This window comes from Kitasatospora sp. NPDC059803 (assembly GCF_042732255.1).
Taxonomy (GTDB): Bacteria; Actinomycetota; Actinomycetes; order Streptomycetales; family Streptomycetaceae; genus Kitasatospora.
In genome coordinates this window covers 1-12,205 of record NZ_JBHWIJ010000267.1, presented here as the reverse complement: position 1 = coordinate 12,205, position 12,205 = coordinate 1, and the positions used below count along the sequence as shown (strand labels likewise).

The window sequence follows — 12,205 nt, the reverse complement described above, 5'->3', positions numbered from 1 at the left end:
CCCCCTCCGCCGAGGCCGCGGCGCGTCCGGCCCGGGGCACACCCGGAGCCCCGTCAGCCCGCTATCCGCCGCTGCCCCGCGACCACCCTGGTCGCCTCGCGCAGCTCCGACTCCCGGCGGCGGCGCCGGGCCAGCACCACCCGCCGCTCGGCGGCCGTCAGCCCGCCCCAGACCCCGTACGGCTCCGGCTGCGCCAGCGCGTGCTCGCGGCACTCCAGCAGCACCGGACACCGGGCGCACACCTGCTTCGCCTGCTCCTCGCGCGACAACCGGGCCGCCGTCGGCTCCTTCGAGGGCGCGAAGAACAGCCCCACCTCGTCCCGCCGGCAGGCCGCGCCGGTGTGCCAGGGACTGTCCTCGCCCGAGGACGCGCCCTGGGCGACGGTCCGGGAGCCCTGGCCGCCCGGGGGGTGCGGCTGCGGACTGCGCTCCAGCAACTGCGCGGCGGCGACGGGCGAGGTGGTGCGGGACTCGATCGGATGCAGCACGGCCGTACTCCTGACGAGACTCTCGGACACGGGGAAGCTCGCTCCCCTGCCCGGCTGCGAGCCCCCGCTGTCCAACCCCGAGTCGGCCGCTGGGCCGCCTCCGGTGCGCAGCCGTACAAGAAGCGATGTGCGGAAGGAACTACCCCGCCCGCCCGCGATTCATGCACACTGCACGCAATCGACTACGGAGCGCACCGGAGACAACGCAGAACGCCCGGCCGGGAGTTGATCCCCGGCCAGGCGTTCGACCCGCTAACCCCGGCTACTCGGTGCCGAGTTGCTTGCGCACCCACTCCTTGAGCTTCTTGCCCCGGCGCGGCTTGGCCTCGCAACCGCCGAACACCGCGACGCCCTTGACCCGGACCACCGGCGCGTACGGGTCCGCCGCCGTCTGCTCCTTGACGTCGAATCCGCCGAAGATGCCGACGCCGCCGCCGTGCAGGCTCACGTTCTCCGGCACCCGGATCTCGACGCCGCCGAACAGCGCCGTCACCTCGATCTCCACCTCGGGCGACTCGAACACGGCGTCGGTCAGGTCGATCTCCACCCCGCCGAACGCCGCGAACGCCTTCAGGTGCGACCCCACCCGCCAGCGGCCCTTGCGGGACGAGCCGCCGAAGATCGCCACCATCGACGGCGACTCCTGGCGCGCGGGCGGCAGCGCCGGCGTCACCGCACGCGGCGCCGGGGCCTCCAGCGGCGGCTTCTCGAACGACAGCGGCCGGTGGCCCGGCAGGTCCCTGGTCAGCGGCACCAGGTCGCCGAAGGTCTTGGCGGCGTACGCGGCCCCGATCCGGTCCGCGTGCTCGTCCGCGTCCAGCCGGCCCTCGGCGTAGGCGTCCCGCAGCAGTTCCGCGATCCGCTCGCGGTCGGCGTCCGACACCCGCATCTCCGCCTGTGCCACCGGGGCGTGCGACGGCTGGGTCTTCTGCTCCGGCAGCGGCCTGAGTTGCGGCTGCGGCTCGGGCCGGGTCTCGGGCTTGGTCATCGGTACGGGCGCCGGCACGGACGGCTGCCCCGGATCGTCCTGCGACGGCGAGTTGTCCACGGCCCAAGACTAGTCGCTCGCACGTGCGCCCGAGTGAGCCCGGTCACGCAGGCTGCCCTGTCCGCGTGCGACGCGGAGCCGGGTCCTACCCTTGAGGGTGCTTCGCCGACGCAGCCGGACCACTGGAAACCTAAGGACCGCCCCCATGGCTCCCACGCCAGACTTCGAGTACAGCGACCTGCTCCCCCTGGGCGCTGACCCGACCCCGTACCGCAAGCTGACCTCCGAGGGTGTCTCCACCTTCGAGGCCGGCGGTCGCACCTTCCTCCAGGTCGAGCCCGAGGCGCTGCGGCTGCTCACCGCCGAGGCGATGCACGACATCTCGCACTACCTGCGCCCCGCCCACCTCGCCCAGCTGCGCCGCATCCTGGACGACCCGGAGGCCAGCCCGAACGACCGCTTCGTCGCGCTCGACCTGCTGAAGAACGTCAACATCTCGGCCGGCGGCATCCTGCCGATGTGCCAGGACACCGGCACCGCCATCGTCATGGGCAAGCGCGGCCAGAACGTGCTCACCGAGGGCGGCGACGAGTCGGCCATCGCGCGCGGCGTCTTCGACGCGTACACCAAGCTCAACCTGCGCTACTCCCAGATGGCCCCGGTGACCATGTGGGACGAGAAGAACACCGGCAACAACCTGCCGGCCCAGATCGAGCTGTACGCCACCGACGGCGGCGCGTACAAGTTCCTCTTCATGGCCAAGGGCGGCGGCTCCGCCAACAAGTCGTACCTGTACCAGGAGACCAAGGCCATCCTGAACGAGGCGAGCATGCTCTCGTTCCTGGAGCAGAAGATCCGCTCCCTCGGCACCGCCGCCTGCCCGCCGTACCACCTGGCGATCGTGATCGGCGGCACCAGCGCCGAGTTCGCGCTCAAGACCGCCAAGTACGCCTCCGCGCACTACCTGGACAACCTGCCGACCTCCGGCGACGCCAAGACCGGCCACGGCTTCCGCGACCTGGAGCTGGAGGCGAAGGTCACCGAGCTGACCCAGAAGATCGGCATCGGCGCGCAGTTCGGCGGCAAGTACTTCTGCCACGACGTGCGGGTCGTCCGCCTGCCGCGCCACGGCGCCTCGCTGCCGGTCGCCATGGCCGTCTCCTGCTCCGCCGACCGCCAGGCGCTCGGCAAGATCACCGCCGAGGGCGTCTTCCTGGAGCAGCTGGAGACCGACCCGGCCAAGTACCTGCCGGACACCACCGACGAGCACCTGGACGACGACGTCGTGCGCGTCGACCTCGACCAGCCGATGTCCGCGATCCGCGCCGAGCTGTCCAAGTACCCGGTCAAGACCCGGCTCTCGCTCACCGGCACCCTGGTCGTCGCCCGCGACATCGCCCACGCCAAGATCAAGGAGCGCCTGGACGCCGGCGAGGGCATGCCCAAGTACCTCCAGGACCACCCCGTCTACTACGCCGGCCCGGCCAAGACCCCCGAGGGCTACGCCTCCGGCTCCTTCGGCCCCACCACCGCCGGCCGGATGGACTCCTACGTCGACCAGTTCCAGGCCGCCGGCGGCTCCATGGTCATGCTCGCCAAGGGCAACCGCAGCAAGCAGGTCACCGACGCCTGCGCCGCCCACGGCGGCTTCTACCTCGGCTCCATCGGCGGCCCGGCCGCCCGCCTCGCCCAGGACTGCATCAAGAAGGTCGAGGTCCTGGAGTACGCCGAGCTCGGCATGGAGGCCGTCTGGCGCATCGAGGTCGAGGACTTCCCCGCCTTCATCGTGGTCGACGACAAGGGCAACGACTTCTTCCGCGAGACCACCGAGGGCCCGCTGATCACCAGCCTCCGGGTCCGCTCCAAGGAGTAACCGCCCCGGCCTCCCCAGCCGCCCCCGCCTCCTCAACCGCCCCGGCCGCGTTCGTCGCGACCGGGGCGGTTCTGCATGGACGCAATACACTGGCAGGTGGTACTCAGAACTCGTACCATGGCGGTACCGAGAACCGGTACGAACATGGAGGGCATGGCGATGGCGATCAGTGCGAGCGAGGCACGCACCCAGCTCTTCCCGTTGATCAAGAAGGTCAATGACGACCACGCCCCGATAAGGATCACCTCCAGAAGCGGGGACGCGGTCCTCATGTCGGCCGAGGACTACGACGCGTGGCAGGAGACGATCTATCTCCTGCGCTCTCCCGCCAACGCCCAGCGGCTCATGGCGGCCGTCGCCCGCGACAAGGCCGGCCACCCCGGCGTCACCAGGACCCTGGAGGAGTTGGAAGCCCTGGCGGGTGAGGTGTGAGGAGTGTCCACTTCGACCCGGACGCCTGGGAGGACTTCCTGTTCTGGCTCGGATCGAACCGGAAGATGGCCCAGCGGATCACCCGCCTGGTCGGCGAGATCCAGCGCGACCCCTTCAGCGGGATCGGCAAGCCCGAGCCGCTGAAGGGCGACCTGGCCGGCTACTGGTCACGCCGGATGGACGACGAGCACCGCCTGGTGTACCGGGCCGACGAGAAGGAAGTGATGATCCTCAAGGCCCGCTACCACTACCAGTAGCGACGCACCCCGCCCCGGCCGCGTTCGTCGCGACCGGGGCGGCCGCGTTGCGCGTGCTCACGCGTCGAAGTCGTACTCCAGGACGTAGGAGGCGGCGTCGAGGATCATCTCGTTGAGCTCGACGACCTGGCCCTCGTCGGCGAAGGCGGTGCGGCAGATCAGGATGACCGGGGTGCCCGCCGACAGCTCCAGGCGGGCCGCCTCCTCCGCGCCGGGCATCCGGGAGCGGACCTCCTCGCGGAAGTGGACGGGCTTCGCGCCGATCTCGGCCAGCCGGGCGTAGGTGCCGCCCGGGCCGGTGTCCTCGCGGGTGATGGCCGTGCCGGCGACCAGGCCGGCCGGCAGATAGGAGGTCGACAGCAGCACCGGCTTGCCGTCCAGCACGAAGCGGCGGTGCCGTACGCACATCGACGCGCCCGGATCCACTCCCAGCACCCGGGCGACGTGCTCCGGCGCGCCCCGTTCGGTGACGGACACCTGGTCGACCACCAGCAGGCGGTTGTCGATGTCCGCCGACCATATCGACCGGCCCGAGCCCCACTGCCCCTGCGCCAGCCGCTGGATCCCGCGCCGGCGCAGCGGCCGGAAGTCCCGGACGAAGACCCCGGCTCCCCGGCGCGCCTCGGCGATGCCCTCGCTCTGCAGCACGCCGAGCGCCTGGCGGGCGGTCATCCGGGCCACGCCGTACTCGTCCATGAGGTCGTTCTCGCCCGGCAGCCGGTCACCCGCGCGGTACCGGCCGTCGTCGATGGCCGCCTTCAGCGTGTCGGCGATCCGTTGGTACTTGGGCTGTTTGTCGCCACTGCTGCCGGTCATCGCCGCTCCCTCTCCCTCGGACAAATCGTAGGCGCGACCGCGGCGGACGGTAAGCGGCTACGACTGTTGACATCTCTAGAGATATTAGCTTCTCTAGAGATGCTGGGTAGTCGCCGAGCACCACACACACGGACAGCGACCAGGGCGCGGCCCCCACCCGGCGCCGCACCCGCACCAGAACAGCGAGGAGCAGTGCGGTGAGCACCCGTCAGCGCGACTCCGCGGCCTACCGGCCGCACGTGGGTGAACTCGTCCTCGACCGGAGGACCGGACGCACCGGCATCTACATGGACACCATCGGCGGGGAGCACTACCTGCGCCCCGAGGGCGGCGGCCTCGAATGGACCGCCGAACCCGGACGGGTCTCGCCCGTTCCCGGGCCCCGCGATTCAGCCGAATACGATCTTCCGCGCTAATTGCGGCAAAAAGCACGCAAACAGCAGCATTCCCACCCGCAATCCCCCCGAGTGAATCCGGAATTCCGGAACGCCCCGCACCCACCGTCGGGCACGTTACGGATATCGCCGGTCACCATGAGTGCACCACGGGCTGGATTCGGCCACCGGGCGGGCACCGGTGCCGAATGGGGCACGCCCAAAACCCACAGCGCCCCCGTGCCCGGACCGGGACACGAGGGGCACGGGGCCTACGGCCGGACCGGCTTACGGGTGGCCGGAGATCATGCCTTCCGGCTCGTACCGCTTGCCCGGCCCGCCCGTGGCCGGCGCGACGGGCTCCACCACGTGCGCGGCCTCGTCCCCGAACAGGTCGTTCTCGATCGCCGCCTTCTGCGCGTCGGACGGCGCGGTGTACTCGGTCGTGTTCGAGGACGCGGCCACCGCGCCCTCGACAGCCTTGCCCACCTCCACAGCGACGGCCGGGGCATCCGTCGTCGCCGCGTTCTCGGGCGCCGACGCCACCGGGGTCTCGCTCTGGTCGTTGGCCATTGGGCGGCCGCCTTTCGGTCATCAAATGTGTCTCGCCCGACCTCCGTGGCACGGGCGTGCGGACAGTATCGTAGGGTTGATTAAATGTCCGATAAACACCGTGCGGCTTGCGCTGCCGTCCGGCAGAGTCGGGCGTCCGCCTAAGCTGAAGCACCACGGCGGACCGCCGAGCGCCCTTTCACGGAATCGACACCACAGGCCATCGGGGGACTTTCATGGAGTTTCGGGAGACGCCGCAGACCTCTGCGCTGCGCTTCCAAGTCCTCGGTCCGGTCCAGGCCTGGCTCGACGGCAAGCCCCTTTCCCTCGGATCCCCCCAGCAACAGGCAGTTCTGACCACCCTTCTGCTGCATTCCGGACGCCCGGTCACCACACAGGACCTGGTCGACGCGCTCTGGGGCGAGCGACACCCGGCCCAGGCGGTGGCGGCGCTGCGCACCTACGTCTCCCGCCTGCGCTCCGTCATCGAGCCCCGGCGGGAGGTGCGCCGGCCCTCCGAGCTGCTGATCTCGGTCGCCGACGGCTACGCGCTGCGCATCCCGGGCGAGGCCCTCGACCTGACGGTCTTCGAGCGGCTCTCCGCCGAGGCCACGGCCGCCCGGGCCGCGGGCGACAAGCACGAGGCGCACCGGCTGCTGGCACGGGCGCTGGACCTGTTCAGCGGCCGACCGCTCACCGGCATCCCCGGCCCCTACGCCGACACCCAGCGGCTGCGGCTCGCCGAACGACAGGTGGCCGCCGCCGAGGAGCTGTGCGCCGTCGCCCTCGACATCGGCCTGCACGCCGAGATCGTCGGCGAGCTGAACAGCCTGACGGCCGAACACCCGCTGCGCGAGCGCCTGAGCGAGCTGCTGATGCTGGCGCTGTACCGCTGCGGGCGCCAGGCCGAGGCGCTCGGCGTCTACACCGACACCCGCAAGCTGCTGATCGAGGAGCTCGGGGTCGAACCCGGTGCCGGCCTGTCCGCGATGCACGCCCGCATCCTGGCGGCGGACCCGACGCTCGCCCTCCCGGCCGTACCGGCCCCGGTGAGCCGCGAGGACGGTCCGGCCGCTCCCCCGGCGCCCGCCCAACTCCCGGCCGACGTATCGGACTTCAGTGGCCGCACCGACCTGGTGAGCGACCTCTCGACGGTCCTGATGAACGCCACCGGCCAGGCCGTGGTGGTGACTTCACTGGCCGGCATCGGCGGGGTCGGGAAGACCACCCTCGCCGTCCACGTCGCCCACCGCGTCCGCGGCGAGTTCCCGGACGGGCAGCTGTACGTCGACCTGCGCGGCGCCGGCACCTCGCCGGCCGACCCGGTGGCCGTCCTGGGCGACTTCCTGCACGCGCTCGGCGTCACCGACAGCCCCGACTCCCTCGAACAGCGCGCCGCCCTCTACCGGTCGCTGCTCGCCAGCCGGCGGATGCTCATCCTGCTCGACAACGCGCGCGACGCCGAGCAGATCCGGCCGCTGATCCCCGGCGTCTCCGGCTGCGCCGTGCTCGCCACCAGCCGCTCCCGGCTGGCCGGCATCCCGGGTGCGCAGTTGTTCGACGTCGAGGAGCTGACCCCGAACGAAGCGCTGGCGCTGTTCTCGGCCATCGTCGGCGAGCAGCGGGTCGCCGCCGAACCGGAGGCGGCCATGCAGGTGGTCACCGCCTGCGGGTTCCTGCCGCTCGCCGTCCGCATCGCCGCCGCCCGGCTGGCCAGCCGTCCGCGCTGGAGCGTCTCCGACCTGGCCAGACGGTTAGCCGACCAGCGGCGGCGACTGGACGAACTCCAGCTCGGCAACCTCGCCGTGGAGACCACCATCGGACTCGGCTACGGCCAGCTCTCGGCGGACGAGGCCCGCGCCTTTCGGCTGCTCGCCCTGATCGACTCCCCTGACATCCCGCTGCCCGCCGCCGCGGCGCTGCTCGGCGCGAACGAGTACACCGCCGAGGACCTCGCCGAAGCGCTGGTCGAGGCGAACATGCTGGAGTGCTTCACCCCCGGCCGCTACCGCTACCACGACCTGCTCCGGCTCTACGCCCAGCGGCAGAACGAGCGGATCGGCGACACCACGGAGCAGGAGCGGGCGGTGCTGCGCCTGCTCGACCTGCTGATCCCGACCGTCCGCAACGCGGCCCAGGTGATCGAGCCCGACGACCAGCTCCCGGAACCGCTCAACCCCCTGGGCTCGTCAGGCCTGGACCTGCCGACGAGCCAGGACGCCCGGCAGTGGCTGCGGACGGAGATCACCTTCCTGCTCAGCGCCGTCGAGGCGGCCGTGCGAGGACCGGACTTCGTGCTGCGCCCGGCCGTCGACCTGCTGATCGTCCTGAACAGCCTGGTCACGGATCCCACGCACGGCTCGCGGATGCGCCGGTTCCTGGTGACCGCCGAGCGCAACGCCGCCGCCTACGGAGACGCTGCCGCCCTGGCCCGGGTGCACTTCGCCTTCGGCACGCTGCAGTCGATCACCAATGACTTCCAGGGCGCCGAACAGTCGCTCCGCAAGAGCCTGAGCCTTCAGCGCTCCGACGACATGACGATCCTGCGGTCGGCGGCGAGCAACGACCTGGGGATCATCCTCAGCCTGACGAACCGCCCCGCCGAGGCCATCCCGCTCTTCGAGCAGGCCCTGGGCATCAGCCGGGTGGTCCGCGTTCCGATCAACGAAGCCCGGCTGCTCGGCAACATGGCGCGGGCACAGCTCAAGCTGGGAGACACCGAGACCGCTGTCCGCTCGGTCATCGAGGCGGTGGCGACGGCCCGGACGTCGAGCAACGGCCCCTGCCTCGCCGACACCCTGTACCAGACCGGTGTGGTGCTCGCCTCCACCGACGAGCCGAGGGCGGCGGTGGGCTACCTGCGAGAGGCCCACCAGCTGTTCCAGGCCCAGCAGAATCCGCTCTGGGAGGGCTACACCCTCGCCCGCCTGGCCTCCGCCCTGCTCGCCGCCGGACAGCACGCCGAGGCGGCCGAGGCGGCCGGCGAGTCGCTCGTGATCGCCCAGGAACTGGACGCCGCCTACTGCCAGGGCCTCGCGAACGCCACCCTCGGCGAGGCGCTACTGGCGCTGGCGCAGCCCGCCCGCGCGCTCGCCTGCCTGCGCGAGGCGCACGCGATCTTCACGCGGCTCGGTGTGCCGGAGGCCTCCCCCGTGGCGGACCTCATTTCCCAACAGCACACCGAGCCTCCCCCATCTTCCCCAGCGCCGTAGGTCTCCGCCCCCCGGCAGAGCCCCTACCCCCGTTGTGCGCGTCGGCGCCCCCGCAGCCCCCCGGCTGCGGGAGCGCCCTCAACGCTTCCCCGGCGCTGGACTCCACTCTGCACTCCGGCGATTGACGTTCGATAAACGCCCGACGGCCGGCCCTCGGCCCGGCGAAACCGCAGGTCAGCCGTTCCACCACGGCGCGCCATGCGGCGCACGGAGCCCGCGCGCACCACCCCCGCCCGCACCGTCGTGCTTCCGCAACCCCGTCCACACCGGCCCAAGCATGACGAGTTGGCTGGAAAGGGACCCCATGGCGCAGAGATCACGCATATTCTCAGATGCCAGTACACACACGAGTGTCTGCCGGCAACGTGTGGGCCGGCGAGGCAGGACGGGCGCCGGGGCGGACGGCATCCCGCTCCCGTGCGGCCGCGTGCAGCCGGCCGGAGGCCACGGGTGGAAGGGTGCCTCTCAATCGTGACGACCGGACAGATATCCGACTCGTTCCCCGTCGACGAGGACGCGGGAGACGACGGGCCCGACGTGCGGCGGCGCCGGGCGGCGCGTGCCCTGCAAGCCGTCGCCTTCGACACCATCGGTGCCGGGTACGGCGAGGCGTTCCCGGCCAAGGACGGGCAGCTGGCCTGCGGACGGCAGCTGCTGGCCGAGCTCGAACCCGGCGCGCGGGTGCTGGACGTGGGCTGCGGCACCGGGGACCCGACGGTCCGGCAGCTGGTCGCGGGCGGGCTGCGGGTGACCGGGATAGACCTCTCTGACGTGATGCTCTCGCTGGCCCGGCAGGCCCGGTTCCCGGGCGAACACCCGCCGGAGTTCCATCGGATCGACCTGTTCGATCTGGCCACCGAGCGCGCCGGGCAGGTCTGGAACGCCCCCGGACTGGGACCGCTGGGCAAGGACGGGTTCGCCGCCGTCACCGCGTTCTTCTCGCTGATCCTGCTGCCGCAGGACGAGATCCCGACCGTGCTCGCACGGCTGCGCGAACTCCTCCGGCCGGGCGGACTGCTGGCGCTCGGTATGGTCGAGGCGGATCTGGATCACGTTCCGCTTCCGTTCCTTGGCAGAGAGCTGCGGATCAGTGGGTACCTGAGGGAGGATCTGGAGCGGGTTCTCGTCACGGCGGGCTTCACCGTCGAGGAGTGCTCGGGGCATCCGTACGCGCCGGCCAGCACCACGCTGCCGCCGGAGGAACAGCTGTTCCTGTGCTGTCGACGCGTCGGCTGACCCACCGGACGGCAGCAGGGCCCGCCAGCAGGACACCGCAGACCACCACAGAGACCACACCGAATCCAGGACAGGCAGCCGTGCGCGACCAGCTCAAGACCGAGGGCGGACAGCCGCCTGCCGTCCCGGGCCAGCGCGGCCTGCCCCTGGCACCAGCTTCAGCACCGGTGCCGGCACCGGCACCGGCACACCAACCGACCGCGCGCCCGGAGCGCGAGGACGTGGCGGGCCGGCTCGGCTACCTCGACCTGGCCACCCGGCGGATCAACAGCGCGCTCGACCTGTCCGCGACACTGCGCAACATCGGCCGGGTGCTCGTCCCCACGCTGGCCGACGCCGCCGTGGTCCACCTGCGCGATCCGCTGCCCAACGTCGAGCGCGAGCCCGGCTTCCCGGACGAGCTGCGGATCCACCACAGCACCGGCACCCGGATCGGACGGCGCGGCCGGCCCAGCGGAGCAGACGACCGGCACCGCTCCCGGTACGGCTCCCGCTCCACCGCCGACACCGGCCCCGCCACCCCGGTGACCCGCGGCGGGGCGCTCGCGCACGCCCTGCTGAGCCGCCGCCCCGCCGAGTCCGCGGTGCTCGGCTCGCCCGGCGCCGAACGCACCGAGGCACTGCTGCGCGAGCTGTACGGCACCCGCGGGCTGGCCCGGCTGGCCGCGGGCACGTCGGTGCTGGCCCTGCCGCTGCGCGGCCGCAAGGCCGTGCTCGGCCTGCTGGTGCTGATCCGCCGCCCTCCTGAACGCACCGGCCGGCCCGCCTTCGACGCCGCCGACACCGCGACCGCCGCGCACCTCGCCACCCAGGCGGGGCTGGCGGTGGACACCGCCCTGCGGTACGCCCGCGAGTGGGAGATAGCCAACGAACTCCAGCGCAGCATGCTGCCGTTGCGCCTGCCGCAGCCGCACGGCGTGCGCCTCGCCCAGCGCTACCTGCCGGGCGAGCGCGGCGCGCAGGTCGGCGGCGACTGGTACGACGCCGTGCCACTGCCCGGCAACCGGGTCGCCCTGATCGTCGGCGACGTGATGGGCCACTCGCTCACCTCGGCCGCCATCATGGGCCAACTGCGCACCAGCGCCCAGACCCTGGCCGCCCTCGACCTGCCCCCGCACGAGGTGCTCTACCACCTGGACGAGCAGGCCCAACGGCTCGGCCGCGAACAGCACCTGGCGACCTGCGTGTACGCGGTGTACGACCCGATCGCCAACCGGGTGGTACTGGCCAACGCCGGGCACGTCCCGCCCGTCCTGGTCCGGCCGGACGGCACCGCCGAGTTGGTGGAACTGGACTCCGGGGCCCCGATCGGGGTCGGCGGGGTGGACTTCAACTCGGTCGAGCTGCCCGCCCCGCCCGGCTCGGCCCTGCTGCTGTTCACCGACGGCCTGGTGGAGACCCGCAGCCGCCCGATCAGCGACGGCCTGGAGGTGCTCCGCGCCCGGATCGCCGCCGCCCGCTGGCAGTCCCCCGAGCAGTTGTGCCAGGAGGCGCTGCGGATCCTGCCGCCCGGCGACCGCGGCGACGACATCGCCCTGCTGGGCGCGTGCTTCGACGGCATCCCGGCCGGGGACGTCGCGCACTGGTACCTCCAGCCGCGCAACGAGACGCCCGGCCGGGCCCGCCGGCTGGCCGCCCACACACTGCGCCGCTGGGGGCTCGGCGAGCTCAGCGAGGCGACCGAGCTGATGATCAGCGAGCTGGTGACCAACGCCGTCCAGCACGCGACCCGCCCGGTCACCCTGAGCCTGGTGCGCACCACCCGGCTGCGCTGCGAGGTCGGCGACGACAGCCCGCTGCTGCCGCGGCCGCGCCGTACCGGGCCGGAGGACGAACGCGGTCGCGGCCTGCAGATAGTGGCCCGGTGCGCGGACCGCTGGGGCGCCACCCGGCTGGGCACCGGCAAGGTCGTCTGGTTCGAGCAGCGACTGCCCCAACCGCGCCGGGGTGGCGCGGGGGGCTAGGCGCCCCGGCGAG

11 protein-coding genes are annotated in these 12,205 nt (G+C 72.2%); 7 read left to right on the top strand and 4 right to left on the bottom strand.

Translation table 11 applies throughout. The features are described 5' to 3' along the window. Positions 1 to 53 precede the first annotated feature (53 nt). Together ACFV6I_RS31180 and ACFV6I_RS31175 are read right to left on the bottom strand one after the other, a co-directional pair. Positions 54 to 437, bottom strand: a complete 384-nt coding sequence (locus ACFV6I_RS31180; protein WP_380342135.1) for a WhiB family transcriptional regulator — start codon at positions 435 to 437, stop codon at positions 54 to 56. Positions 438 to 750: 313 nt separating this feature from the next. Further along, positions 751 to 1,476, bottom strand: coding sequence for a DUF1707 domain-containing protein (locus ACFV6I_RS31175; RefSeq protein WP_063347980.1), 726 nt, complete (start codon positions 1,474 to 1,476; stop codon positions 751 to 753). A 205-nt stretch (positions 1,477 to 1,681) separates the two neighbouring features. Between ACFV6I_RS31175 and ACFV6I_RS31170 the strand changes: the two genes are divergently transcribed. The 3 genes from ACFV6I_RS31170 (at position 1,682) to ACFV6I_RS31160 (ending at position 4,038) form a co-directional block, all read left to right on the top strand. Next, entirely contained in the window at positions 1,682 to 3,349 is a 1,668-nt protein-coding gene (locus tag ACFV6I_RS31170) for a fumarate hydratase (protein WP_063347981.1), read from the top strand. A 159-nt stretch (positions 3,350 to 3,508) separates the two neighbouring features. Continuing rightward, complete coding sequence (locus ACFV6I_RS31165; protein ID WP_063351171.1) at positions 3,509 to 3,781, top strand: type II toxin-antitoxin system Phd/YefM family antitoxin; 273 nt, start codon at positions 3,509 to 3,511, stop codon at positions 3,779 to 3,781. Further along, on the top strand, positions 3,778 to 4,038 hold the full coding sequence (locus ACFV6I_RS31160; protein WP_363372471.1) for a Txe/YoeB family addiction module toxin: 261 nt from the start codon (positions 3,778 to 3,780) through the stop codon (positions 4,036 to 4,038). The genes ACFV6I_RS31165 and ACFV6I_RS31160 overlap by 4 nt, the downstream gene beginning before the upstream one ends. Before the next feature lie 57 nt (positions 4,039 to 4,095). On the opposite strand, the gene ACFV6I_RS31155 is transcribed toward ACFV6I_RS31160, so the two are convergent. Continuing rightward, entirely contained in the window at positions 4,096 to 4,854 is a 759-nt protein-coding gene (locus tag ACFV6I_RS31155) for a GntR family transcriptional regulator (RefSeq protein WP_063347983.1), read from the bottom strand. A gap of 197 nt (positions 4,855 to 5,051) precedes the next feature. On the opposite strand from ACFV6I_RS31155, the gene ACFV6I_RS31150 reads away from it, so the two are divergent. After that, on the top strand, positions 5,052 to 5,270 hold the full coding sequence (locus ACFV6I_RS31150) for a hypothetical protein (protein ID WP_063347984.1): 219 nt from the start codon (positions 5,052 to 5,054) through the stop codon (positions 5,268 to 5,270). A gap of 246 nt (positions 5,271 to 5,516) precedes the next feature. Here the strand turns inward: ACFV6I_RS31150 and ACFV6I_RS31145 are convergent, their stop codons facing one another. After that, on the bottom strand, positions 5,517 to 5,801 hold the full coding sequence (locus ACFV6I_RS31145; RefSeq protein ID WP_380428895.1) for a hypothetical protein: 285 nt from the start codon (positions 5,799 to 5,801) through the stop codon (positions 5,517 to 5,519). A gap of 215 nt (positions 5,802 to 6,016) precedes the next feature. Between ACFV6I_RS31145 and ACFV6I_RS31140 the strand changes: the two genes are divergently transcribed. The 3 genes from ACFV6I_RS31140 to ACFV6I_RS31130 all read left to right on the top strand — a co-directional run bounded on the left by ACFV6I_RS31140 (position 6,017) and on the right by ACFV6I_RS31130 (position 12,192). Further along, positions 6,017 to 8,992, top strand: a complete 2,976-nt coding sequence (locus ACFV6I_RS31140; RefSeq protein ID WP_380428893.1) for a BTAD domain-containing putative transcriptional regulator — start codon at positions 6,017 to 6,019, stop codon at positions 8,990 to 8,992. A 471-nt stretch (positions 8,993 to 9,463) separates the two neighbouring features. Beyond that, positions 9,464 to 10,228, top strand: coding sequence for a class I SAM-dependent methyltransferase (locus tag ACFV6I_RS31135; RefSeq protein ID WP_079135650.1), 765 nt, complete (start codon positions 9,464 to 9,466; stop codon positions 10,226 to 10,228). Between the two features lie 80 nt (positions 10,229 to 10,308). Further along, on the top strand, positions 10,309 to 12,192 hold the full coding sequence (locus ACFV6I_RS31130) for a SpoIIE family protein phosphatase (RefSeq protein ID WP_380428892.1): 1,884 nt from the start codon (positions 10,309 to 10,311) through the stop codon (positions 12,190 to 12,192). Positions 12,193 to 12,205: the final 13 nt, after the last annotated feature.